This window comes from Roseivivax sp. GX 12232, from assembly GCF_021272185.1.
GTDB lineage: Bacteria > Pseudomonadota > Alphaproteobacteria > Rhodobacterales > Rhodobacteraceae > Roseivivax.
This window is the reverse complement of record NZ_JAJSEC010000004.1, coordinates 213,261-237,988: the sequence shown is the minus strand read 5'-3', so window position 1 is coordinate 237,988 and position 24,728 is coordinate 213,261. Positions and strand designations below refer to the sequence as shown.

The window sequence follows — 24,728 nt, the reverse complement described above, 5'->3', positions numbered from 1 at the left end:
CACCGCCGCCACCACACCAGCAATCCACCACACCATCCGGCCCAACCCAAAACCCGCGCCACGCCCGGCCCCAAGCGCGCCCCGCACCACAGGCCTCTCACCCACCAGCAAACACCACACCCCAACCCGGCGCGCCTCCGCAGCAGCCAGCACCACCCCACATGCTTCAGCTTGTCCAAATACCTCGGGGGTGAATGCGGGCGGCACGCCCGCAGAGGGGGCAGAGCCCCCTGCCCGGGTCCGGGGCGCCGCAGGCGGCCCGGACCCCACCAAAGATGCCCAAGAGACAACCCCTACCGGTCGAGCCACTCCAGCCCCATCTCCGCGAAGCGGGGCACATAGGCGCCGAGGCGCAGCGCGCTTTCGGGGTTCGAGGCATTGCCGTCGAGCGCGCGCTTCTTCACCCCCTGCAGGATCGCGCCCATGCGGAAGAAGGCGAAGGCCACGTAATAGCCGAAGCGCGCGGGACGGGCGATGCCGCGGGCGGCGCAATAGGCTCCGACGAACTCTTCGTCCGTAGGCAGCCCCAGCACCCTGCGGTCGAGCCCCGCGAGCCCCCGGCCCTCGGCGCCGGGGGGCATCTGCCATTGCATCACCACGCCGGCGAGATCGGCGAAAGGATGGCCCAGGGTCGAGAGCTCCCAGTCGAGGACCGCGGTCGCCCGCGCGCCCTCGGTCTCGAAAAGCATGTTATCGATCCGGTAGTCGCCATGCACCAGCGTGCGGGTGCCGTCGTCCTCGGGCATCTCCTCGCCGAGCCGGGCGATCAGCCGGTCCATGGCGGGCAGGCTCTCGGTTTCGCTGGCGGCATATTGCCCGGCCCAACGCTTGAGCTGCCGGGCGTAGTAATGCCCCGGCGGGCCGTAGTCCGAGAGGCCCACGGCCTCGAGGTCGACCTCGTGGATCGCCGCCAGCACCCGGGCCATCTCGGCCATGATGTCGGCGCGTTCGCCGGGCACCAGGCCGGGCATGGCGGGCTCGTCGAGGCTGCGGCCCGAGACATGCTCCATCACGTAGAACATCGAGCCGATGACGCTCTCGTCCTCGCAAAGCGCGATGACGCGGGGCACCGGCACGTCGCTGTCCCAGAGCGCCCGCTGGACGCGGAACTCCCGGTCGACCGCATGGGCGGATTTCAGAAGCGCCCCCTCGGGCTTGCGGCGCAGCACGTAGGAGCCCGATCCGGCGTTCAGCCGGTAGGTCGGGTTCGACTGGCCGATCTCGAACTTGGTCACCGAAAGCGGGCCCGCGTAGCCCGGGATGTTGTCCTCCATCCAGGCGGCGACGGCCTGCCGGTCGAGCTCGCTCATCCCGCCTCCCGCTGGCTCAGCTTGCGCAGCTCGGCGCGGGCGACCTGGCGGCGGTGCACCGCGTCGGGCCCGTCGGCGAAGCGCAGGGTGCGCAGATGGGTCCACATATGCGCCAGCTCGGTGTCCTGGCTGATGCCGGCGGCGCCGAACATCTGCATGGCCTCGTCCAGCACCCGGCCTGCCATGAGCGGCGCGATCACCTTGATCTTGGAGATCCAGGGCTGGGCCGCCCGCACCCCTTTGGTGTCCATCATCCAGGCCGCCTTGAGGCAGAGGAGCCGCGCCATCTCGATCTCCATCCGGGCGTTGGCGATGATGTCGTAATTCGCGCCCAGTTCGACCAGCGGTTTGCCGAAGGCCTCGCGGTCGAGCCCGCGGCGGCACATCATCTCGAGCGCCTTCTCGGCCTGGCCGATGGCGCGCATGCAGTGGTGGATGCGCCCGGGGCCGAGCCGCCCCTGGGCCACCTCGAAGCCGCGCCCGGGGCCGAGGACGACGTTCTCGACCGGGACCTTCACGTCGGTGAAGCGGATGTGCATATGCCCGTGCGGCGCGTCGTCGGCCCCGAAGACGGTCATCGGGCGCAGCACCTCAATGCCGGGCAGGTCGGGGTCGAGGACGAACATCGTGTGGCGCTGGTGCTTGGGCGCCTCGGGATCGGTGCAGGCCATGAGGATATAAAGCCCGCAGCGCGGATCGCCCGCCCCCGAGATCCACCATTTCTCGCCGTTCAACACGTAGTGGTCGCCCTCGCGCCGGGCCTCGAAGGCGAGCTGCGCGGCATCCGAGGAGGCCACCTCGGGCTCGGTCATCACATAAGCCGAGCGGATCTCTCCGTTCAGGAGCGGCGTCAGCCAGCGGGTCTTCATCCAGTCCTCGCCGTAGCGCTCGAGCACCTCCATGTTGCCGGTGTCCGGGGCGTTGCAGTTGAAGACCTCGGCGGCGAGCGGCACCTTGCCCATCTCCTCGGCGAGATAGGCGTATTCGACGGTGGTCAGCCCGTAGCCGCGCTCGCTGTCGGTCAGCCAGAAGTTCCAGAGCCCGCGCGCCCGGGCCATCTCCTTCAGCCCGTTCAGGATCTCGAGCTGGCGGTCGGTGTGGAAGAACCGGCCCTTGGGGTGCTTGCCGACCTCGGCGTGAAACTCCCGGTCGAGCGGCGCGATCTCGTCCGTGACCATCTCGCGCACCGCCTCGATCAGCGGGCGCACCCGCTCCGTGACACCCAGATCCATCAGCTCTCGTCCTCCGTCCAGTTGACCAGCGTCAGCCAATCGGCCGCCAGCGCCGGTTTCTCTTCGCCCTCGCGTTCGACCGTCACGTCCCAGCGCAGCAACATGCCGCCGCCCTCGCGGGGGCGCATCTCGGACATCTGGAACTGGCCGCGCAGCCTTGTGCCGACCGCGATGGGCGCGAGGAAGCGCACGCGGTCGAAGCCGTAGTTCACCGACCAGGCCCCGCCCGGCAGCTCGGGCAGCACGTCGTAAAGCATGGTCGACAGGAGCGAGAGCGCCAGGAACCCATGGGCCACCGGCCCCGGGAAGCCCGCCGCCCGCGCCGCCTCGTCCTCCAGGTGGATGCCCTGCCAGTCGAGGCTGGCACCGGCGAAGGCCCGCACCTGGTCGGGCGTGACCTCGTACCAGCGCGAGGCGCTTGGTCCGAGGCTGCGCAGGCTCTCAGCCCACATCGGGCAGGGCGTGATCGCCGAAGCGGTCGCGCAGGGTCAGCTTGGAGACCTTGCCGGTGGCGGTCAGCGGCAGCTCCTCGACGAAGACCATGTCGTCGGGCAGCTGCCAGCGCGCCACATGCTCGAGCAGCATCTCGTGCACCTCGGGCAGGGTCGGCTTCTCGCCGCCCTCGGGCACGACCACCAGGAGCGGGCGTTCGTCCCATTTCGGATGCGGCACCGCGATCACCGCGCAGCTTGCCACCTTGGGATGGGCGATCACGATGTTCTCGAGGTCGATCGAGGAAATCCATTCGCCGCCCGACTTGATCAGGTCCTTGGTGCGGTCCTGGATCACCAGGAAGCCCTTGTCGTCGATCGAGGCGACATCGCCGGTGCCGAACCAGCCCTCGTCGTCGAAGGCGGCGGCGCTGGCCTCGGCGTTGTTGAAATACCCCGAGATCACGCCATTGCCGCGCACGAACAACTCGCCCGCCGCGCGGCCGTCGTGCGGCAGCGGCTGGCCACCCTCGTCGACGATCTTCAACTCGACCCCGAAGAGCCGCCGGCCCTGTTTCGACTTCAGGTCGATCTGCGCGTCGAAGGGCAGCTCGCGCATCGGCTCGGAGAGCAGGCCATGGGTGCCGACCGGGCTCATCTCGGTCATGCCCCAGGCGTGGCAGACGTCGACGCCGCTTTTCTCGAACCCCTCGATCATCGAGCGCGGCGCGGCGGAGCCGCCGACCACCACGTGCCCGAAGCCCTCGGGGTTGCGGCCGCGGGCATCGATCTCGGCGCGCAGGCCCAGCCAGACCGTGGGCACGCCCCAGGCCGAGGTGACCTTTTCGCCGTCCATCAGCTCGAAGAGCGAGGGCCCGTCGAGCTTCGGCCCCGGCATGATCAGCGAGGCCCCGGTCAGCGGCGCCGCATAGGGCAGCCCCCAGGCGTTGACGTGGAAAAGCGGCACCACCGGCAGGACGCGCCCGCCCTCCTTCAGGGATTTCGACAGGGCCACGGCGACCGAGAAGGCGTGCAGCACGGTCGAGCGGTGGGAATAAAGCGCGCCCTTGGGATTGCCGGTTGTGCCCGAGGTGTAGCAGAGCGCCGCGGCGGCCTCCTCGTCGAGCTCGGGCCAGTCGTAGGTATCGGGCTGGCCCTCCAGCAGCTCCTCGTAGCACAGAAGCTCGAGCTTGCTGTCGGGCATATGCGCCCGGTCGGTCATGGCGACCAGCACCAGGTCTTCGGGCAGATGTTCGGCCAGCCCCTCGATCAGCGGGGTGAAGGTAACGTCGAAGCAGAGCACCCGGTCGTCGGCGTGGCGGATGATATAGAGCATCTGCTCGGCCGAGAGCCGCGGATTGATGGTGTGGCAGACCGCCCCCATGCCCGAGACGCCGTAATAAAGTTCGAAGTGGCGGTAGCCGTTCCAGGCCAGCGTCGCCACGCGGTCGCCCTCGCCGACGCCGAGCCCCTCGAGCCCATGGGCGAGCTGCGCGGCGCGGCCGAAGGCCTCTGCATAGGTTTCGCGGTGGATGTCGCCCTCGGTCCGCACCGATACGATCTCGCCGCCGGGATGCGCCCCCGCCGCGTATCGCAGGATCTCGATGATCGAGAGCGGCTGGGTCATCATCATTCCGTGCATCTGGCCCTCCCTTGCCGTCTGCGCGTCAGAACACCACCTCACTGTGCGAAGCCAGCCGCGCTTCCGCAACCAATAAGCCAGACGACGTAACGAAAAGGCATTTCATGTCCGATACCTATCGCCGCATCGCGCTCGCCCGCCGTCCCCAGGGCGCCGCCGTCCTCGAGGATTTCTCGCTCGAGACCGATCCCATGCCGACCCCCCAGGACGGCGAGGTCCTGGTCGCCGTCGAGTGGATGTCCCTCGATCCCTACATGCGCGGGCGGATGGATGACGCCAAGAGCTATGCCGAGCCGGTCGAGATCGGCGGCACGATGACCGCCCAGGGCGTCGGCCGGGTCATCGCCTCCAAGGCCGAGGGCTTCGCCGAGGGCGACCGCGTCACCGGGATGACCGGCTGGGCCGAGCACGCGGTCCTGAAGGCCGGCGAGATCCGCAAGCTCGACGAAGGCACGCCGCCCTCGGCGGTGCTGGGCGTCCTCGGCATGCCGGGCTTCACCGGCTGGCGCGGCCTGCACGAATACGGCCGCCCGAAGAAGGGCGAGACCCTGGTCGTCGGCGCCGCCACCGGGCCGGTCGGCTCCATGGTCGGCCAGCTCGCCAAGTCCATGGGCCTGCGCACCGTCGCCGTCGCCGGCGGCGCGGAGAAGTGCCGCATCGCCACCGAGACCTTCGGCTTCGACGCGGCCATCGACCACCGCGCCCACGGCGATGCCAAGAGCCTGCGCGCGGCGCTCTCCGAGGCGGCTCCCGACGGCGTCGACATCTACTGGGAGAACGTCGGCGGCAACCTCCTCGAGGCCGTGCTGCCGCTGATGAACACCCATGGCCGCATCCCGCTTTGCGGCGCGGTGGCCTGGTACAGCGGCGAGGTCGGCGAGGCGAACCTGCTGCCGATGGCCTGGCGCTCGATCCTGACCAAGCGGCTCTCGGTCGACGGGTTCATCATCTTCGACCACTGGGATCACTACCCGGCATTCCTGAAGGACGTGGGCCCGCGCGTCGGCCAGGGCGAGATCGCCTATCTCGAGGATGTGGCCGAAGGGCTGGAAAACGCCCCCGAAGCCTTCCTGAACATGCTGAAGGGCGGCAACACCGGCAAGCAGGTGGTGAAGATCTGAGGTGCCGGGCGCGGGCGGTGCTGGGGGCTTTCCCTCCCGGGGTTGCCCGTGCTTGGCGATTTTTTCAGTGAATGTGGCGCGGCCCGGCAGCGTTCCGGGCCGCGTTTTTATTGCGGGGGGCTTCGCGTTGTCTGCGCAGGGCGTATTCATGCTCAGGGCACGGTAAACCCTGTGGCATCCCGCTCCGGCTGCGAACTGCCCCCCCTCCTGAGACGCTGCCTAGCCCCGCCCGATATACGGCATGGTCGTCGCCATCACCGTCATGAACTGCACGTTGGCCTCGGGCGGCATCTCCGCCATGAGCCGCACCGAGCGCACCGCCTCGGCCACATCCATCACCGGCGGCTCCGGCTGGCCCTTGGCGCGGTTGCTCTCGATGATGCCTTCCAGAAGCTCGGTCTTGGCATTGCCGAGGTCGATCTGCCCGCAGGCGATGCCGAAGCCCCGCCCGTCGAGGCTGAGCGAGCGCGTCAGCCCGGTGATCGCGTGTTTCGTCGTGGTGTAGCAGACCGAGGTCTCGCGCGGGACATAGGCCGAGATCGAGCCGTTGTTCACGATCCGCCCGCCCTGCGGCTCCTGCGCGCGCATCTGCGCGAAGGCCGCGCGGGCGCAGAGGAACATGCCGGTGAGGTTCACGTTCACGACCTTCAGCCAGTCCTCGACGGGAACCTCGTCGATGGTGGCGGCGGGCCCGAAGGCCCCGGCGTTGTTGAACAGCACGTCGAGCCGCCCGGCGGCGCGGTGGAAGGTGGCGAAGGCCCCTTCGACCGCCTCGGGGTCGGTCACATCGGCGGGCAGCACCACGGCACCCTCGCGGCCCGCGGCCACCTCCTCGAGCGCCTCGGCGCGGCGGGCGAGAAGCCCCACCTGCCAGCCCGCGTCTAGGAAATCGCGGGCCACCGCCGCGCCGATGCCGGAGCTCGCCCCGGTGATCAGGATGGATTTCATTGCTCCTCCTCTCCGCTGGTCAGTTCGAGCGCGGGCGCCGGAGCCTCGGCGCGCAGATCCGCGACCGTCAGGGGTTGGCTGGGCTTGGCCAGCCGGTTGCGCACCACCCAGATCAGCCGCTCCTGCGCCCGGGTGATCGCCACATAGGCAAGCCGCTTCCAGAGCGGCTGGCCCGCCTCGGTGCGCCCGGCCCGCGCGGCGGCGTAGAGGTCGGGCGCGAAGACCTGCACCGCGTCCCATTGCGAGCCCTGCGCCTTGTGGATGGTCACCGCCGCACCATGCAGGAAGGTCGCCCCCATGCGCGCGGCATAGGGGATGAAGGGCTCCTCCTCGTCGGGCTTCTCGATCTTCACGATCGAGGCCGCCGAGATACGCGGATCGGGCGCGCCCATGACGTGCAGCCGCGAGAAGCCCGGCTTGCGCCCGGGCCCGAGGTAGACCACCTGCGCGCCCTTGATCAGCCCCCGGGCCTCGAGGTCGAGCCGCTTCTTGCGGTGCTTGAGCGGCAGCTCGATGCCGTCGCAGATCAGCGGCTCGCCTTCCAGAAGCTCGGTCTCGGGCGCGCCGTAGACCGCGCGGAAGGCGTTGATCAGCCGGATCCGCGTGGCGTTGCGCCAGACCAGAACCGGCGAGCGTGCCATGAGGTCGACCTCGACGCGCTGGCCCCAGACCACGCGGTCGTCGCGGCGGGCGGTCTCTTCGACCATGCGCTCGAAATCCTCGAAGCGCAGCGCCGGGTCGGCCAGCGCATGGGCCAGATCGAGGATCGGGTTGTCGGCCTCCTGCCGGTGCACGCGGGCCAGTTCGAGCTTCTGCTCCTCGCGCATGCCGTCGAAGACCATGGCGCCGGACTGGTTCACCGGGGCGAGCTGCGCGGGGTCGCCGAAGAGGATGAGGTTGGGGAAGATCTCCTGCAGGTCCTCGAACTGGCGGGCGTCGAGCATCGAGGCCTCGTCGACGAAGCCGATGTCAAGCGGCTCCTCGCGGCGCTTCCAGCCGGTGATGAAATCCGACCCGCGCAGGCCCGCCGCCGCCAGCGCCGCGGGCACCGACTTGTGGGTCGCGAAAGAGCCCTGCGCGCGGTCGAGCGCCTCGGGGGTGAGCCCCTCGATCTCGGGTTTCTCTCCGTTGCCCATGAGCCATTCGGCGATCTTCTCGTATTCCGGGTCGTAGACCGGGGTGTAGAGGATGCGGTGAATGGTGGTCGCCGGCACGCCGCGGTTGCGCAGGACGCTGGCCGCCTTGTTGGTCGGCGCGAGGATCGCCAGCGTGCGGCGCTCCTTGCGCTTGCGGCCCTCGTAGTCGCCCGAGACGGTTTCGACGCCCGCGTCGTCCAGCGCCTTGGCGAGTGCCGCTAGCAGCATGGTCTTGCCCGAGCCCGCCTTGCCGATCAGCGCCATAACGCGGGAGCCGCCGTCGCGGGCGGGTTGGGCATAGCCCCCGTCGAGGTCGACGCCGGCCTCCTTCATCATGGCGGAGACGCGGTCGAAGGCCTCGGCCTGGTCGTCGGAGAAGGTCAGCGCGGGCAGGGTCATGCCGCGGACCCTACCGGGCGTGCGCGGGAGGCGCCAGAGAGAGCGAAGGGTCGGGGGCGCTGCGGTGCTGCGGTGCTGCGGTGCTGCGGTGATGTGGCGCTGCGATGAGGTGCTCCGATGGCTAGGCCGGATTAAGGGGCCAACGGTGAAGATTGACCCTCTTGCGCCCGAACAGCATCGAAGATGCCGGGCGCGCGCCGGACCGGCCCCTTGGGCCGGCGCTCCTTGGGGTGGCGTGATTAGCTCACAGCCAGTCCTGACCTTGCTGGGATAAAGCGTTTAGCTCAGAGGTCGGCAGCGCCGGCCCCCGGTCCGGTGCGCGCCCTCTGTTGGGGTGTGTTGATAGGGGAGAGGGCTTCACCAACGGTCGTGACTTGGGGACGGACGCTGGGATGTCGCTGAGAGGGATGACGCACGAGAGACTGCACGCACAATAGTGCCCGTCTGCCACACGGCCCGACCGCCACCGCCGCGCCTGCCTCCGCCTCCGAGATCCTCCGCCCCCCCCAAAAACCACCACGGCCCGCGTCCGATCGGGCGGGACGCGGGCCGTGGGTCGGGCGCGGGGCATGCGCCGGGCCGGGGACGGGCACAAACCCGCCCAAAGGCCCAGATTGGGGCGGCAGACCACCTGCCGCCCCGAGGTCGGGCGCGGCAGGGAAACCCGCGCCCGGAGGGATCAGCGCGCCTCGAGCGCGTCCTCGAGCGTCCGCAGCCCGGTGCGCGGCGCCTGCACCAGGACCGACATGTTCCCAGGCTTATGCTCGTTGCGGTACATCTTCATGTGCGCCTCGGGGATCTCGGCCCAGGGGAAGACCTCGGACATGCAGGGATCGAGCCGGCGCTCCATCATCAGCTTGTTGGCCGCCGCAGCCTGCTTGAGATGGGCGAAATGCGAGCCCTGCAGCCGCTTCTGGTGCATCCACATGTAGCGCACGTCGAAGGTCGTGTTGTAGCCGGTCGTGCCGGCGCAGATCACCACCATGCCCCCCTTCTTCACCACCAGCGTGGAGACCGGGAAGGTCGACTCGCCGGGGTGCTCGAAGACCATGTCGACGCTGACGCCCTTGCCGGTGATCTCCCAGATTGCCTTGCCGAAGCGCCGGGCCTCCTTCAGCCACTCGTTGTATTCCGGCGAATTGACCGTCGGCAGCTGGCCCCAGCAGTTGAAGTCCTTGCGGTTGATCACCCCCTTGGCGCCAAGCGACATGACGAAGTCGCGCTTGTCCTCCTCGGAGATGACGCCGATGGCATTGGCCCCGGCGGTATTGGCGAGCTGGATCGCGTAGGAGCCAAGGCCCCCCGAGGCGCCCCAGACCAGGACGTTCTGGCCCGGCTTCAGCTCGTGCGGGTGGTGCCCGAAGAGCATCCGGTAGGCGGTGGCCAGGGTCAGCGTGTAGCAGGCCGATTCCTCCCAGGTCAGATGGCGCGGACGCGGCATGAGCTGCTGGGCCTGCACGCAGGTGAACTGCGCGAAGGAGCCGTCGGGCGTCTCGTAGCCCCAGATCCGCTGCGTCGGCGAGAACATCGGATCGCCGCCGTTGCACTCCTCGTCGTCGCCGTCGTCCTGGTTGCAGTGGATCACCACCTCGTCGCCGACCTTCCAGTTGCGCACCTTGTCGCCCACCGCCCAGACGATGCCCGAGGCGTCGGAGCCGGCGATATGGAAGGGCGCCTTGTGCACGTCGAAAGGCGAGATCGGCTGGCCGAGGCCGGCCCAGACGCCGTTGTAGTTGACCCCCGCGGCCATCACCAGGACCAGCACGTCATGGCTGTCGGGCTTGGGGACGTCGACCACCTCGACCTGGAAGGAGCTGTCGGGCAGGCCGTGGCGCTCGCGGCGGATCGCCCAGGCATACATCGACTTCGGCACATAGCCCATCGGGGGCATTTCCCCGATCTCGTAGAGGTCCTTCTCGGGCGCATCGTATTGCGCGATGCCGGGTTGCTGGTCGAGAGCCATGACTGCCTCCTCAGGTAAATCTCGGGCGGCGCCGCATCGCGGCGTGGATTCGATGTGTTCCCACGGGATATAAGGGGCCACGCAACTATTCAATCATATTTACGCCCAGTTTGTAATTTTATGACCGAGCGCCTGCAGAAAGTTACGCTGCACCTGCACAATCCGGCAGCAGGTGGCGCACCGAGTTGGCGTAGAAGCGCAGGATCGGCTCGGCCTCCTCGGTGGGGCCGTGCAGTCCGTCGGCCACGCTCAGAAGCCCGCGCGCGCCCAGCCGTTCGAGCGCGTGATCAACCGCCGCCTCGGCGGTGCCGCGCGGCAGGACCAGCCGCTCGCCCAGCCCCTGCCCCGTGGTCTCCACCGCCTCGATCAGCGCCTCGCGGCGCATCGGGCCACGGCAGAGCAGGAGATGCGCCACCAGCGGCACCGGCAGCACCGGCACGGCCTCGGCGATGCGGGACATGATCTCGCGGCCGAGCGCCTCGGGGGTGGCGGCGAGGCCGGGGTTCTCGCGCAGCGACAAGGGCGCGCCGATCCGCACGGCGGTGCTGCCGAAGCGCCGGAAGCGCCCGGTCGCCCGCCGCCAGAGAAGCGCCAGCGCGTTGAAGATCGCCGAGACCACCGAGGCGCGAAACTTTCGTTCGCCGCGCCGGTCGGCGTCGATCAGGATCCGGTCCTCGAGCACGCGCTCGTAGTTCAGCGCCACCGGCACGAAGACCAGGTCGCGGGCCTCGAGGTTGGCGCCCTCGGCGAGGTATTTGATCAGCCCGACCTTGGGCGTCTTCAGCCCGCCGTCGAGCGACAGCCCGCCCTCGGGGAAGATCGCCTGGGCCACCCCGCCCCGGGTCGCCATCTGCACGTATTTCTCCAGCACCTTGCGATAGAGCGCCGTGCGCGAGCGGCGCCGGATGAAATAGGCCCCCATGGCCCGGATCAGCGCCGAGAGCGGCCAGACGCGCGCCCATTCGCCCACCGCGTAGGACAGCGCCGAGCGCTGCGCGGCGAGGTAAGTGACCAGCACGTAATCCATGTTCGAGCGGTGGTTCATCACGAAGACCACGGTCGCGTCGCGGTCGACCTGCGCCAGCGGCCCCGCGCCGCTTTCGTCCACATCGACGCGGTAAAGCTCGTTCGAGAGCCAGCGCGCGGCGCGGATCGCGAAGCCGAAATAGGCCGAGGCCGAGAAGGCCGGCACGATCTCGCGGGCGTAGCGGCGGGCGTCCTCGAAGGCGACATCCTCGCGCAGCCCGTTCTCGCGGGCATGGGCCAGGACCGCCTCGGTGACCTCGGGGTCGTAGATCAGCCGCTGGATCAGGTCGTAGCGGCGCGCGAGCTTGAAGGGCTGGATCGGGCGCTCGAGCCGCTGGTTCAGCCGCGCCACGATGCGCTCGGCCCGGCGGCGGAAGAACCAGCGCACCGAGGGGAACAGGAAATGCGAGGCGAAGGTCACGCCGGCGAAGGCGAGAATCAGCGCGAAGAGCCAGACAGGAAGCGTTACGGTGCCGGTCATGGGCTCAGATAAGCAGGTCATGTCTCCACGCTCCACCCGCGAGTTGCGCCGAACGGCGCGCGCGGGGGCGCGTGAGGATGTCGCGCGGTGGGCACTGGGGTTGAGAGACGGACGGGACGGCGCGCGCCGGGGCCGGACCGCCCCGGCCTTGTCGGGGAAGGCCCCCCGGCCCGCCCTGCCCCATGGCTGCGCCGCAGCGTTTCGCGCTCTGCCGCAACGCAGCGAATTGACACCGCCACATTCTTTCGCCTACCTGTGCCCTAGCGCAATTTTATTACCGTTCCGACTCGTTTGCGAGGAGCCATGACCCAGACCCCACCCGCCGCCGCCGAAGCGGCGCCGCAGAAAAACAAGCCCTGGCTGATCCGCACCTACGCGGGCCACAGCACCGCCGAGGCGTCCAACGCGCTCTATCGCGGCAATCTCGCCAAGGGGCAGACCGGGCTGTCGGTGGCCTTCGACCTGCCGACCCAGACCGGCTACGACAGCGACCACCTTCTGGCGCGCGGCGAGGTCGGCAAGGTCGGCGTGCCGATCTGCCACCTGGGCGACATGCGCACGCTCTTCAACCAGATCCCGCTCGAGCAGATGAACACCTCGATGACGATCAACGCGACCGCGCCCTGGCTCCTGGCGCTTTACGTCGCGGTGGCCGAGGAACAGGGCGCGGATCCCGCCAAGCTGCAGGGAACGGTGCAGAACGACCTGATCAAGGAATACCTCAGCCGGGGCACCTATATCTGCCCGCCGAAACCCTCGCTCAAGATGATCGGGGACGTGGCGGAATATTGTTACCGGAACATCCCCAAGTGGAACCCGATGAACGTCTGCTCCTACCACCTGCAGGAGGCCGGCGCGACGCCGGAACAGGAGCTGGCCTATGCGCTGGCCACCGCCATCGCGGTGCTCGACGAGCTGAAGCCGCGCGTGCCCGAGGAAGACTTCCCGGTGCTCGCCGGGCGGATCTCCTTCTTCGTGAACGCGGGCATCCGCTTCGTCACCGAGATGTGCAAGATGCGCGCCTTCGTCGACCTCTGGGACGAGCTCCTGCGCGAGCGCTACGGCATCGAGGACGCGCGCTACCGCCGCTTCCGCTACGGGGTGCAGGTCAACTCGCTGGGGCTGACCGAACAGCAGCCCGAGAACAACGTCTACCGCATCCTGATCGAGATGCTGGCGGTCACGCTGTCGAAGAAGGCCCGCGCCCGGGCGGTGCAGCTGCCCGCATGGAACGAGGCGCTTGGCCTGCCGCGCCCCTGGGACCAGCAATGGTCGATGCGGATGCAGCAGATCATGGCCTATGAGACCGACCTTCTGGAGTTCGACGACCTCTTCGACGAGAACCCCGCGGTCGAGCGCAAGGTCGCGGCGCTGAAGGACGGCGCGCGGGCGGAGCTGGCCAATCTCGACGCCATGGGCGGCGCGATCGAGGCCATCGACTACATGAAGTCGCGCCTCGTGGAGAGCAACGCCGACCGCGTGGCCCGCGTCGAGGCCGGCGAAACCGTGGTCGTCGGCGTCAACCGCTGGACCGAGAGCGAGCCCTCGCCGCTTCTGGGCGAGGACGGCGGCATCATGACCGTCGACCCGGCGGTCGAGGCCGACCAGATCGCCCGGCTGACGGCCTGGCGCGAGGCGCGCGACGCCGAGGCGGTGGCCCGGGCGCTGGCCGATCTGCGCGCCGCCGCGCGCGAGGGGCAGAATGTCATGCCCGCCTCCATCGCCGCCGCCCGCGCCGGGGTGACCACCGGAGAATGGGCCGCCGAGATGCGCGCCGCCCATGGCGAATACCGCGGGCCGACCGGGGTCTCGCCCTCGGCCTCGAACCGCACCGAGGGGCTCAAGGACCTGCGCGCCGCGGTCGACGCGGTCTCGGACAAGCTCGGCCGGCGGCTGAAGCTGCTGATCGGCAAGCCCGGGCTCGACGGCCATTCCAACGGCGCCGAGCAGATCGCCGTGCGCGCCCGCGATTGCGGGATGGAGATCGATTACGAGGGCATCCGCCTCACCCCGGAGCAGATCGTCGCCGCCGCCCGCGAGGGCCGCGCCCATGTGATCGGCCTGTCGATCCTCTCGGGCAGCCACCTGCCGCTGGTCGAGGATACGCTGGCGCGGCTGCGCGCCGAGGGGCTCGGGGATCTGCCGCTGATCGTCGGCGGAATCATTCCCGAGGAAGACGCCCGCCGGCTCCGGGCCATGGGCGTCGCCCGGGTCTATACGCCCAAGGACTTCGCGCTGAACGGAATCATGCGCGATATCGTGACCCTCGCCGACCCCGAAGCGGTCGCGGCGGAATAACAACTCATCCTTTTCACGAATTTCCGCCCCGCACGTCGCCATTAAGGCGTGCGGGGTTTTTCTTTTTTGTGACTCGGGGTTTTTAATGACTTGTCATTCAGGAATTCCTGTTAAAAGAAGGCATACCCCTTTTTAGGAGCGATCAAATGGATATCGATCTCGAGAAACTTTCCCGCGAGGACCTCGAACAGTTGAAAAAAGACGTGGATAAGGCGCTGAAATCCGTCGACGCCCGCCGCAAGGCCGAAGCGAAACGCGCCGCGGATCACGCCGCCCGCGAATTCGGCTTCTCGCTCGAGGAACTCTACGGCGCAAATGCCCCCAAGGCCTCGAAGGGCGTTCCGAAATACGCCAATCCCGCCGATGCCAGCCAGACCTGGACCGGCCGGGGCCGCAAGCCGAAATGGCTGAACGAGGCGCTGGCCGCCGGCAAGTCACTGGACGACATGAAGATCTGATGTCGATTCATATTGGTGCGAAACCCGGCGATATCGCCGAAACCGTGCTCATGCCCGGCGATCCCTATCGGGCCCGCTGGGCGGCGGAAACCTATCTCGAAAACCCCCGGCTGGTGAACGAAGTGCGGGGGATGCTGGGCTATACCGGCACCTGGAAGGGTCATCCCGTCACCATTCACGGCAGCGGCATGGGAATGCCCTCGCTGTCGATCTACGCGAATGAACTGATCCGCGACTACGGCGCGAAAACCCTGATCCGCATCGGCTCTTGCGGCGGAATGCAGGAGAAGGTGGCCATTCGCGATGTGATCGTCGCGATGACCGCCTCTTCCATTTCCACCCCGTCGCGCGGCATTTTCCGCGAATTCAACTTCGCGCCCCCGGCCGATTGGGAGCTGTTGCGCAACGCGGTCACCTCGGCCGAGGCGAAAGGATCGCGGGTGCATGTCGGCGGGATCTATTCGGCGGATGTCTTCTATGACGAACGCCCGGACCTGAACGAACAGATGACCCGCCACGGTATTCTGGGCGTCGAGATGGAGGCCGCCGAGCTTTACAATCTCGCCGCGCGCCACGGCATCCGGGCGCTTTGCGTGCTGACCGTCAGCGACCACCTCATCACCCATGAGGCGCTGCCGTCGGAGGATCGCGAAAAGAGCTTCGGCGAAATGGTCGAGATCGCGCTGGAAGCCGCCTTCCCCTAAGCGCGGGGCAAAGGCCGGGAAAGGCTATTGCGAGAATTGAAATGCGCCGGCCGGGTTATTCCCGGGCCGGCGCATTTTCTTTTTTGGGTGGGGGTGTGCCGGGAGGCGCACGCCTTGGTCGGGGCCCGAGGGCCGGACAGGGGCGCCCCCTTGTGGCCCCCTGCCCCCGTGGGTCGGACCGCCCGCGCCCCCAAAGGAAGCGCCCAAGGCCCCCCGGCCCTACCGCCCGTGGCTGCGGTCATAGCCCGCCCGCGCGGGGCTCTGCCACTCGCCCAGCGCGCCCGCCTCGGGGGCCAGGATCTCCACCCGCAGCGGATAGCAGGGGGCGCTGTCCGAGGAATGCTCGGACCCGCAGTCGCCGCCCGGACAGGCCGAGAGCGCGCCCAGGAGATCAACCTCGGCCAGGCAGGTCAGCGCATCGCCGGGGCGCACCGGGCTTGCCTTCATGAAGTACTGCCCGGTGTCGCGGGTGAAGCCGGTGCACATGAAGACGTTGAGCACGTCGTGCACATGCGGCTCGGCCTCGGCGAGCGGCAGGCCCAGCCGGTCGGCCAGCGCCCGGGTCAGGTTCGAATGGCAGCAGTGGTGGTAATCCTGCCCGGACAAGAGATGCGCGGTATAGGGATCGCAACGCGTGCCGATCACGTCGTGCACCGAGCCGCCGTGGGCGTCGATGCCATACCAGTCGAGCGTATCCGCGACCACGCTGGCCAAGGGCCGCAGATGCGGGAAGGCCGACCAGAGCCGGTCTCCGGTGCTGACATGGGTGCCGTGCAGCGCCCGGGTCTTGCCGGAATAGAACCGCTCGGAGAGGTCGGCGGCGTTCCAGAGGTTCAGATCGCCCACCTGCGGCCCCTCGACCGAGACGATGCGGAAGAAATGCCCCGCCGGCACGTCGAAGGTCAGCGCCTCGCGCGGGGGCACGGTGACGCTGTCGACGAGCTTCGCGCCCTCCAGCGCCTCGGCGTAGCGGGTCAGCGGCAGCTCCGGCAGGGTCTCGGGCGGATAGCAGATCACCGGCGGCACGGCGCGGCGGGCGGCCTGTTCCTCGGCATCGGGCTGGGGCATGGCGGCGTCTCCTTGGTCAAATCCTCAAGGCCCCCAGAGCACAAAGCAAAAGGGCCGGGCAAGTGCCCGGCCCCTGAAGGGTCGTCTCTGCGGTCCGTCGGGGGCCTCCGCGCGGCAGCGCTGCACGCTCACCCGCCCTAGACGCCCAAGCGTCCCGCGCTCAGATCACCACCACGTCGAGCGGCGGGAAGCCGTTGAACCCGACCGAGGAATAGGTCGAGGTATAGGCCCCGCAGGAGCGGATCGCGACCTTGTCGCCGGCGCGCAGCCCCAGCGGCAGCTCGACCGGGCGCTTCTCGTAGAGCACGTCGGCGCTGTCGCAGGAGGGGCCGGCCATGACGCAGGGGCCCTTCGCCTCGTGCTCGCGCTGGGTGGCGAACTGGTAGCGGATCGCCTCGCCCTCGGTCTCGGCCAGGCCCGAGAAGCGGCCGATGTCGAGGTAGACCCAGCGGTGCAGGTCGCTGTCGGACTTCTTCGAGACCAGCACCACCTCGGCGGCGATGGCGCCGGCTTCGGCGACCATGCCGCGGCCGGGCTCGGCCATGATCTCGATCTCGGTGCCGAAGCGCGCCTCGACCTGGGCCATGACCTCGGCGGCATAGGGCGTCGGGCCCTGCACCGCGTCGGTGTAGAAGGCCGGGAAGCCGCCGCCGATGTTCAGGAGCGACAGCGGGAAGCCGGCGTCCTCTGCCGCGTCCCAGACCGATTTGACCTGGTCGAGGATCGGTGCCCAGGCCGCCGCGCGCTTGGTCTGCGAGCCGACGTGGAAGGACAGGCCGACCGGATCGAGGCCCAGCTCGGCAGCGCGCGCGATCAACGACACCGCCTTGTCGCGGCCGCAGCCGAACTTGCGGGTCAGCGGCCAGTCGGCCTCGCAGGCGTCGACGATCAGGCGGATGTAGACCCGCGCGCCGGGGGCGTGCTCGGCGATCTTCTCGAGCTCTTCCTCGGCGTCGGCGGCAAAGAGCGTGATGCCCACGCCATGCGCCCAGGCGATGTCCGAGGCGCGCTTGATGGTGTTGCCGAAGGAGATCTCCGAGGGCGCGGCGCCCTGGGCCAGGCAGAGCTCGATCTCGCCGCGCGAGGCGGCGTCGAAATGCGAGCCGAGGCCGACCAGCGTCTCGATGATCTCGCGGGCCGGGTTGGCCTTGACCGCGTAATGGATCGAGGCGCGGCCCAGCCCGTCGCGCAGGGCGCGGAACTGGCGGGCCACCGCCTCGCGGTCGATCACGAGGGTCGGACGGTCGAAGTGGGTGTCGAAGATGAAACGCTCGACGCGGGAGGTTTCAATAGCGGAGTAAGCCGAGAAATCGGCAACGTATGCGTTCATGTCCATCTCCAATAGACCCGGCCATATATGACCGCTCAGTTCTGTCAGAGACGTTACCGTCGCTACGTAACCGTGGGGCGGACCCATGGGACAGAGGCGCGTGCGTTGGCGTCTGGTGAGGCGCATATCGGGCCTTGCCCGAGTCGTTTCAAGAGAAATTTTGCCCCCGCCGGCGGAATTTTTCCGCCCTGTCACGCCGCGGCCGGGCGCGCGATATCCCCTTGAAGAGTTTGATCAAATTCGGGGGGTCGCCGCGCGGGTCAATCGTCGCTTTTCAGGCAGATCTGGGGCGGCTTGCCGCTTTGGCCCTCGGTCGCGGCGCCGCATTGCACGCAGCGCCAGATGCTCTCGCCTTCGGACTGGCGATACTCGCGCCAGCGGCAGGACCGGGTCTCGCGGTTGGCGAAGATCGCGATCAGCACGAAGGCGAGGATGAGGCCAACGACGATGACCATCAGACCGTGCGCCCCACCGCGCGGCCCGAGAACAGGCAGCCGCCGAGGAAGCTGCCCTCGAGCGCGTTCTCGCCGTGGTAGCCGCCGCCGCCGAAGCCCGCGACCTCGCCCGCGGCGAAGAGCCCCTCGAACCAGCCGCCGTCCCGGTGCTGCACATGGCCCTCGAGGTCGGTCATCAGCCCGCCCAGCGACTTGCGCGTCAGGATGTTGAGCCTGACGGCGATCAGCGGCCCATGCGCGGGGTCGAGGATGCGGTGCGGCCTGGCGGTGCGGATCAGCCGGTCGCCGCGATAGGCCCGCGCCTGGCGCAGCGCGGTGACCTGGGCGTCCTTGCAGAAGGGATTGTCGATCTGGGCGTCGCGCGCCTCGATCTGGGCCCGGAGCCGCGCGGGATCGAGCGGCGCCTCGGGGGTCAGCGCGTTCATCCCGTGCACGAGGTCGCCGAAGTCCCGCTCCACGACGAAATCCGCGCCGTGCTGTTTGAAGGCCTCGACCGGCGGCGGCGCGCCCTTGGCGCCGAGCCGCGCGCGCAGCACTTCGGTCCAGCGGCCGGAGGTCAGGTCAGGGTTCTGTTCGGAGCCGGACAGGGCGAACTCCTTCTTGATGATCGACTGTGTGAGGATGAACCAGCTGTGGGCATGTCCGGTTTCAAGGATGCGCCGCAAGGTCGCACGGGTGTCGAAGCCCGGCAGGCAGGGCGCCTCGAGCCGGTTGCCCAGCGCGTCGAACCACATCGAGGAGGGCCCGGGCAGGATGCGGATGCCGTGGTCGGGCCAGATCGGGTCCCAGTTCCTCAGCCCCTCGGTGTAATGCCACATCCGGTCCTCGTTGATCGCCCGGGCGCCGGCGCCCTTGGCGGCCTCACCCATCTGCCCGTCGACGTAATCGGGCACGCCCGCGACGAGGCTCCTGGGCGGTGCGCCCAGGTCCTTGGGCCAGCGGCGGCGCACCAGCTCGAGATTGCCGCCGATGCCGCCGCTGGTCAGCACCACGGCCTCGGCGTTGTGCTCGAAGTCATCCACCACCTGGCGGCTGCTCGGCGCGCCGCGGCGGGCCGCGTCGGGGGCGAGGACCGCACCCGCGACGCCCTTCACCGCGCCGCCCTCGACGATCAGGTCGGTGACGCGGTGGCGGAAGGCGAAGGTGATGCGGCCGGCCTCCTCATGGGCGCGGGCGCGGCGCTCGAAGGGGGCGAGGACGCCCGGGCCGGTGCCCCAGGTCAGGTGGAAGCGCGGCACCGAGTTGCCGTGCCCCTGCGCCAGCCCGCCGCCGCGTTCGGCCCAGCCGACCACCGGAAACCAGCGCATGCCCATGCCGCGCAGCCAGGAGCGCATCTCGCCCGAGGCGAAGTCGAGATAGGCTTCGGCGACCCGGGCGGGCATCTCGTCCTCGGGACGGTGGAAGCCCGCGCTGCCCATCCAGTCCGAGCGCGCCAGCGCGTGGCTGTCGCGGATGCCCATGCGGCGCTGTTCGGGGGTGTCGACCATGAAGAGCCCGCCCAGCGACCAGAAGGCCTGCCCGCCGAGGCTCTGCGGCCCCTCCTGGTCGACGATCAGCACCCGCCGCCCGCGATCGGCGGCCTCGGTTGCGGCGGTGAGGCCGGCCAGACCGGCCCCGACGACGATGACATCATGCATGAACTGCCTCCCAACTGGTCACGCGAAACACCGGTGCAGGCTAGGCGGAGGGCCGCTTCACTGCCAAGCCGGCAGGGCGGTTGACGCCGCGTGAGGGGGTGGGGTTGGGGGTCGGCGTGGTGAGGTGACCGGACACCGCTCGGCGCGTTTTGGCCGTCTCGCACCTATTGGGGCGGGCAGGCCAAATTGATCATATGGCTCCGCCTAGCGCCGCAAACGCTGCTGCCAGCGCTGTGGTGAGCGCGTGCCGTTCGTTGGCGCAACAAGCGACGGTGCGATCGAAGGCCCACTGTCTGGAGATCACCGCCCCAGCGCGCAGCCTTGGCCCGCGCCGGAGCGATGGCGCCGTCTCAGGCCGCCTCGCGGTCGGTGTCCTCGCCCGGAGCGGAGGCCAGGTTGGCGGCGCGCGCATCGGCCTCGGTGCCGAGATCGCTCGGGTCGTAATAGGCCAGCGCGTCTTCGAGAAGGCTCAGGGCGTCCTGCGGGCTGTGCTTGGCTGCGGTGGTGGTCATGTCAGACCTCTTTCTGCTGATCCGACCTCCCTTTGCGTGAGACTGACCTATGCCCGGGGCCCGGGGGCCACAATCGCGCCGGGCGCATGGGCGGCATGAGCTGTGTTCAAGGCGGCGGATGGTGGGTCTGGGGCAAGCAGGTTGAGGGCCGATGCATAGAAAAGCCGATGCGCCGATGCGCCTCGCATGCTGGCATTGCGGCGGGTGGATGCCCGAAGATTCGTGGGCCGGTGAGAGCCTCGATGCAGGCAATCCGACGCGCGGTTGCCGGAGAGTCGTGTGCCGGTGAAATGGTCAGTTCTTTGCCCAAGACGTCAGCACTTGGGGTGGACGGCACAAAGTCCAGCCCGCCCCTGCGATATAAAGCGAGCCGGTCCAGCTCGCCCCCTTGCGCCCGAATAGCACCGAAGGTGCCGGGCGCGCGCCGGACCGGCCCCTTGGGCCGGCGCTCTTGGGGGTGGCGTGCGTAGATCGACACGAGCCCTGACATTGCTGGGATAAAGTGCGCCACTCAGAGTGAAGCAGCGCCGGTCCCCGGTCCGGCGCGCGCCCTTGCTTCAGCGGCGCGCCAGATGCGGGGCCTCTGGGGCGGGGTGCGGATCCAGCGGCGAGCATGTCCGACGGCTAGGCGACCTAGACCAACCGTCCGCCGGAACAGCCCATCTCAGTGATCCACCCCACCGCAGACCAAGGCCACCACCCCAAAGGCAGCCGCCTCGGCCCGCAACACCGCGATCAGATCGCGCGCTCGACCATCATCTTCTTGATCTCCGCGATGGCCTTGGCCGGGTTCAGACCCTTCGGGCAGGTCTTCGCGCAGTTCATGATGGTGTGGCAGCGGTAGAGCTTGAAGGGATCCTCCAGGTCGTCCAGCCGCTCACCGGTCGCCTCGTCGCGCGAATCGATGATCCAGCGGTAGGCGTGCAGGAGCGCCGCGGGCCCGAGGTAGCGGTCGCCGTTCCACCAGTAGGACGGGCAGGCCGTCGAACAGGAGGCGCACATCACGCATTCATAGAGACCGTCGAGCTTCTCGCGGTCCTCGATCGACTGCCGCCATTCCTTCGCGGGGCGGTTCGTCTTGGTCTCGAGCCAGGGCATGATCGAGGCGTGCTGCGCGTAGAAATGCGTCAGGTCCGGAATGAGGTCCTTGACCACCGGCATATGCGGCAGCGGGTAGATCTTCACGTCGCCCTTCACCTCGTCGATGCCGTAGATGCAGGCCAGCGTGTTGATCCCGTCAATGTTCATCGCGCAGGAGCCGCAGATGCCCTCGCGGCAGGAGCGGCGGAAGGTCAGCGTCGGGTCAATCTCGTTCTTGATCTTGATCAGCGCGTCCAGAACCATCGGGCCGCAGGCGTCGAGATCGAGGAAATAGGTGTCCACGCGCGGGTTTTCCCCGTCGTCCGGCGACCAGCGGTAGATCTTGAAGGTCTTGAGACGGGTCGCCCCCTCCGGCTTCGGCCAGGTCTTGCCGGTGCGGATGGTGGAGTTCTTGGGAAGCGTCAGTTGGACCATGTCTGTTACTCCGGATGTGTCGCTTCGAGGGTGGTCTGGGCGGCGCTTTGTTCGAGCTGCCAGCGAAGGTGCTTGCGGTGGCCAAGCATGGTGCGCAGCCAGCGCAGCCGCCCGACCCGGTTCGGCGTCAGGTAGACGGGCGAATTCAGGGACCGCAGCATCCGCGGACGCATCAGCCGCGCGTGCTTGCGTTCATATGCGTCAACCGCGGCCAGGTAACTGCGGTCGATCGTCCCCCGGCTGAGATGCCGGAGGTGGAAGTCGATGGCATAGGCGCCGTAACCCCGCGCCCGCGCGTTCTGGACCAGGTCCAGACCGTAGAGGTGGAAACCCTGAAGATCCACCGAGGGGGCGACGAGGCTCTCGCGCTTGAGGACCAGGAAGTTCTCGTCGAGCGCCTCGACGGGATGCGGCAGGCGGCCCATGCGGCGATCCTCGCCGACGGGGTCCGAGATATGCAGGTGATAGTCCTCGCCCTGCCGCCCGGCGTTGCCCGCGACCGCCCAGTCGGGATGCGCGGCCTCGAGCGCCTCGAGCCGGGCCAGGAGCGTGTCGGCATCGTCGAACTCGGCGCGCACGTCCTGATGCGCGAGGATCACGTAACGCGCCCGCGCCGCGGCGATCATCCGGGTCAGCCCGGAGTAGCCATCGAAGGCATTGCCCGCGCGGTTGTCGCCATAGAGGAACGCGCAGCGCGCCGCATCGAAGCCCCGCGAACGGAAGCTCTCGACCATCTCGGCATAGGCCGCGGCATCGGTCATCAGCGTGAGCACCGCGAAGGGCGTCTCACCCTCAAAGGGGCCCTCGGGGGCCACGGGGCGCGCGTCGAGCTGAGACAGGTCGGCACTCATGGCCGGCCTCCCGCAGCCCGCCCCGGCGCGCCGGACGCGCGGTCCGGGCAGCGGCAAAGATCCCGATGGGTTGCGCGGGCCGTCATCACCTCACCCCCCGAGCCCGGCCAGGGTGGCGGCGCCGAGGCATTGCACGGTCGTCGGGCGGCGCAGGATGGCGGTCACCACCTCGGCGCTGCTCTCGGTCGGGCCGGTCACGCTGTCGGCGGCGAGCGAGAGGAGCTGCTCGGAGGAGGCGTTGTCGATCACGCAGTTGATCGCGGGCTCCAGCGGCAGCTCCGGGTAGCGCGCCAGCACCACCCGGTTCACCGTGGATTTCGCCGCCGCCCGCGCGAGCTGGTCCTGGCTCTCGACCGTGCAGGCCGAAAGCAGGGGCACCAGGAGAGCAAGCAGCGCCAGACGCATCAGAAGGTCCGCGCCTTGGGCGCGATCTTCTGCAGCTCGATGCCGCCCTGCTGTTCCTGGGTCAGCGGGTCGGTGATCACCGGGCGGTACTCGAGGTCGACCTTGGCCTCGGCGATGCGGCTGATCGTGTGCACGCGCCAGGTGCTGTCGTCACGTTCGGGGTGGTCCTCATGGGCATGCGCGCCGCGGCTCTCGGTCCGGGCCTCGGCCGAGACGATGGTCGCCAGGGCGTTGGGCATGAGGTTGGTCAGCTCGAGCGTCTCCATCAGGTCGGAGTTCCAGACCAGGCTGCGGTCGGTGACCTGGATGTCCGACATGCGGCCGGCGATCTCGGTCATGCGCTTGACGCCATTGCCCATGGTCTCGCCGGTGCGGAAGACGGCGGCGTCCTCCTGCATGGTGGTCTGCATGTCGAGGCGCAGCTCGGCGGTGGGCGTGGCGCCCTGGGCGTGGCGCAGCCCGTCGAAGCGGTCGAGCGCCTTGTCCACCTGGCCCTTGTTCACCGCACGGGGCGAGGCGGCGCGGTCGACGACATCGCCCGCCCGGATCGCCGCGGCGCGGCCGAAGACCACCAGGTCGATCAGCGAGTTCGAACCCAGGCGGTTGGCGCCATGCACCGAGGCGCAGCCCGCCTCGCCCACGGCCATCAGGCCGGGGACCACCTTGTTGGGGTCGTCCTGGGTCGGGTTCAGCACCTCGCCCCAGTAGTTCGTCGGGATGCCGCCCATGTTGTAATGCACCGTCGGGATGACCGGGATCGGCTCCTTGGTGACATCGACGCCGGCGAAGATCCGGGCGCTCTCGGAGATGCCGGGCAGGCGCAGCTGCAGCGCCTCCTTCGGCAGATGCGAGAGGTTGAGGTGGATGTGGTCGCCGTTCTTGCCGACGCCCCGGCCTTCGCGGATCTCCATGGTCATGCAGCGCGAGACGTAGTCGCGCGGCGCCAGGTCCTTGTAGTTGGGGGCGTAGCGCTCCATGAAGCGCTCCCCTTCGGAGTTGGTGAGATAGCCGCCCTCGCCGCGGGCGCCCTCGGTGATGAGGCAGCCCGCACCGTAGATGCCGGTGGGGTGGAACTGCACGAACTCCATGTCCTGGAGCGGCAGGCCCGCGCGGGCCACCATGCCGCCGCCGTCGCCGGTGCAGGTATGCGCCGAGGTCGCCGAGAAATAGGCGCGGCCGTAGCCGCCGGTCGCCAGCACGACCATCTTGGCGTTGAAGACGTGGATGGTGCCGTCGTCGAGCTTCCAGCAGACCACGCCGGTGCAGGTGCCGTCATCGTCCATCAGAAGGTCGATGGCGAAATACTCGATGTAGAACTCGGCGTTGTTCTTCAGCGACTGGCCGTAAAGCGTGTGCAGGATCGCGTGGCCGGTGCGGTCGGCGGCGGCGCAGGTGCGCTGCACCGGGGGGCCTTCGCCGAACTCGGTGGTATGGCCGCCGAAGGGGCGCTGGTAGATCTTGCCTTCCTCGGTGCGCGAGAAGGGCACGCCGTAGTGCTCGAGCTCGTAGACCGCCGCCGGGGCGTTCCGCGCGAGGTATTCCATCGCGTCGGTGTCGCCCAGCCAGTCCGAGCCCTTCACCGTGTCATACATGTGCCACTGCCAGTGGTCGGGGCCCATGTTCGACAGCGAGGCGGCGATGCCGCCCTGCGCCGCCACCGTGTGCGAGCGGGTCGGGAAGACCTTGGTGACGCAGGCGGTCTTCAGGCCCTGTTCGGCCATGCCCAGGGTCGCCCGGAGGCCCGAGCCCCCGGCGCCCACGACCACGACGTCATAATCATGCGTCTCGTATTCGTATTCAGCCATG

21 protein-coding genes are annotated in these 24,728 nt (G+C 68.9%); 4 read left to right on the top strand and 17 right to left on the bottom strand.

All coding sequences use genetic code 11. From position 1 onward, the window contains the following. Positions 1–293: 293 nt before the first annotated feature. Genes LR948_RS09465 through LR948_RS09450 form a run of 4 tightly spaced genes read right to left on the bottom strand, consistent with a single transcriptional unit; the run spans position 294 to position 4,615 of the window. Positions 294–1,310, bottom strand: coding sequence for a phosphotransferase family protein (locus LR948_RS09465; RefSeq protein ID WP_232753764.1), 1,017 nt, complete (start codon positions 1,308–1,310; stop codon positions 294–296). Continuing rightward, positions 1,307–2,542: an acyl-CoA dehydrogenase family protein gene (locus LR948_RS09460; protein WP_232753763.1), complete on the bottom strand. Its 1,236-nt coding sequence runs from the start codon at positions 2,540–2,542 to the stop codon at positions 1,307–1,309. The genes LR948_RS09465 and LR948_RS09460 overlap by 4 nt, the downstream gene beginning before the upstream one ends. Continuing rightward, the gene (locus LR948_RS09455; RefSeq protein WP_232753762.1) at positions 2,542–2,994 is read right to left on the bottom strand and encodes a MaoC family dehydratase; all 453 of its coding nucleotides are present in this window, start codon (positions 2,992–2,994) and stop codon (positions 2,542–2,544) included. Before LR948_RS09455 ends, LR948_RS09460 begins: the two co-directional genes overlap by 1 nt. After that, positions 2,984–4,615, bottom strand: a complete 1,632-nt coding sequence (locus LR948_RS09450) for a long-chain-fatty-acid--CoA ligase (protein ID WP_232753761.1) — start codon at positions 4,613–4,615, stop codon at positions 2,984–2,986. The genes LR948_RS09455 and LR948_RS09450 overlap by 11 nt, the downstream gene beginning before the upstream one ends. Before the next feature lie 104 nt (positions 4,616–4,719). On the opposite strand from LR948_RS09450, the gene LR948_RS09445 reads away from it, so the two are divergent. Further along, positions 4,720–5,736 (top strand): NADP-dependent oxidoreductase, encoded by a 1,017-nt coding sequence (locus tag LR948_RS09445; RefSeq protein WP_232753760.1) that lies wholly within the window; start codon positions 4,720–4,722, stop codon positions 5,734–5,736. Between the two features lie 219 nt (positions 5,737–5,955). On the opposite strand, the gene LR948_RS09440 is transcribed toward LR948_RS09445, so the two are convergent. From LR948_RS09440 to LR948_RS09425, 4 genes are all read right to left on the bottom strand, one after another. After that, positions 5,956–6,684 (bottom strand): SDR family oxidoreductase, encoded by a 729-nt coding sequence (locus tag LR948_RS09440; protein ID WP_232753759.1) that lies wholly within the window; start codon positions 6,682–6,684, stop codon positions 5,956–5,958. Next, positions 6,681–8,219 (bottom strand): ATP-dependent RecD-like DNA helicase, encoded by a 1,539-nt coding sequence (locus LR948_RS09435; RefSeq protein WP_232753758.1) that lies wholly within the window; start codon positions 8,217–8,219, stop codon positions 6,681–6,683. Before LR948_RS09435 ends, LR948_RS09440 begins: the two co-directional genes overlap by 4 nt. A gap of 679 nt (positions 8,220–8,898) precedes the next feature. Continuing rightward, a complete protein-coding gene (gene ccrA / locus LR948_RS09430; protein WP_232753757.1) occupies positions 8,899–10,182 on the bottom strand; it encodes a crotonyl-CoA carboxylase/reductase in 1,284 nt (427 codons plus the stop codon). A gap of 142 nt (positions 10,183–10,324) precedes the next feature. Further along, positions 10,325–11,689 (bottom strand): 1-acyl-sn-glycerol-3-phosphate acyltransferase, encoded by a 1,365-nt coding sequence (locus LR948_RS09425; protein WP_232753904.1) that lies wholly within the window; start codon positions 11,687–11,689, stop codon positions 10,325–10,327. A 303-nt stretch (positions 11,690–11,992) separates the two neighbouring features. Between LR948_RS09425 and LR948_RS09420 the strand changes: the two genes are divergently transcribed. The 3 genes from LR948_RS09420 to deoD all read left to right on the top strand — a co-directional run bounded on the left by LR948_RS09420 (position 11,993) and on the right by deoD (position 15,149). Next, on the top strand, positions 11,993–13,987 hold the full coding sequence (locus LR948_RS09420; RefSeq protein ID WP_232753756.1) for a protein meaA: 1,995 nt from the start codon (positions 11,993–11,995) through the stop codon (positions 13,985–13,987). A 146-nt stretch (positions 13,988–14,133) separates the two neighbouring features. Beyond that, positions 14,134–14,445, top strand: a complete 312-nt coding sequence (locus LR948_RS09415; protein ID WP_232753755.1) for an H-NS family nucleoid-associated regulatory protein — start codon at positions 14,134–14,136, stop codon at positions 14,443–14,445. Continuing rightward, the gene (gene deoD, locus LR948_RS09410; protein ID WP_232753754.1) at positions 14,445–15,149 is read left to right on the top strand and encodes a purine-nucleoside phosphorylase; all 705 of its coding nucleotides are present in this window, start codon (positions 14,445–14,447) and stop codon (positions 15,147–15,149) included. Before LR948_RS09415 ends, deoD begins: the two co-directional genes overlap by 1 nt. 219 nt (positions 15,150–15,368) lie before the next feature. Here deoD and LR948_RS09405 read toward each other — a convergent pair whose 3' ends face one another. The 9 genes from LR948_RS09405 to sdhA all read right to left on the bottom strand — a co-directional run bounded on the left by LR948_RS09405 (position 15,369) and on the right by sdhA (position 24,727). Further along, on the bottom strand, positions 15,369–16,217 hold the full coding sequence (locus LR948_RS09405) for a DUF1989 domain-containing protein (RefSeq protein ID WP_232753753.1): 849 nt from the start codon (positions 16,215–16,217) through the stop codon (positions 15,369–15,371). Positions 16,218–16,377: 160 nt separating this feature from the next. After that, the gene (locus tag LR948_RS09400) at positions 16,378–17,547 is read right to left on the bottom strand and encodes a type III PLP-dependent enzyme (RefSeq protein ID WP_232753752.1); all 1,170 of its coding nucleotides are present in this window, start codon (positions 17,545–17,547) and stop codon (positions 16,378–16,380) included. Positions 17,548–17,807: 260 nt separating this feature from the next. Next, the gene (locus tag LR948_RS09395; protein ID WP_232753751.1) at positions 17,808–18,002 is read right to left on the bottom strand and encodes a hypothetical protein; all 195 of its coding nucleotides are present in this window, start codon (positions 18,000–18,002) and stop codon (positions 17,808–17,810) included. Then, positions 18,002–19,639 (bottom strand): FAD-binding dehydrogenase, encoded by a 1,638-nt coding sequence (locus LR948_RS09390; RefSeq protein ID WP_232753750.1) that lies wholly within the window; start codon positions 19,637–19,639, stop codon positions 18,002–18,004. The genes LR948_RS09395 and LR948_RS09390 overlap by 1 nt, the downstream gene beginning before the upstream one ends. A gap of 350 nt (positions 19,640–19,989) precedes the next feature. Continuing rightward, the gene (locus tag LR948_RS09385; protein WP_232753749.1) at positions 19,990–20,151 is read right to left on the bottom strand and encodes a hypothetical protein; all 162 of its coding nucleotides are present in this window, start codon (positions 20,149–20,151) and stop codon (positions 19,990–19,992) included. A 735-nt stretch (positions 20,152–20,886) separates the two neighbouring features. After that, the gene (locus LR948_RS09380) at positions 20,887–21,666 is read right to left on the bottom strand and encodes a succinate dehydrogenase iron-sulfur subunit (RefSeq protein WP_232753748.1); all 780 of its coding nucleotides are present in this window, start codon (positions 21,664–21,666) and stop codon (positions 20,887–20,889) included. A 5-nt stretch (positions 21,667–21,671) separates the two neighbouring features. Then, positions 21,672–22,517 (bottom strand): hypothetical protein, encoded by an 846-nt coding sequence (locus LR948_RS09375; protein WP_232753747.1) that lies wholly within the window; start codon positions 22,515–22,517, stop codon positions 21,672–21,674. Between the two features lie 90 nt (positions 22,518–22,607). After that, positions 22,608–22,922, bottom strand: coding sequence for a hypothetical protein (locus LR948_RS09370; RefSeq protein WP_232753746.1), 315 nt, complete (start codon positions 22,920–22,922; stop codon positions 22,608–22,610). Beyond that, entirely contained in the window at positions 22,922–24,727 is a 1,806-nt protein-coding gene (gene sdhA / locus LR948_RS09365) for a succinate dehydrogenase flavoprotein subunit (RefSeq protein WP_232753745.1), read from the bottom strand. The genes LR948_RS09370 and sdhA overlap by 1 nt, the downstream gene beginning before the upstream one ends. Between the last annotated feature and the right edge of the window lies 1 nt (position 24,728).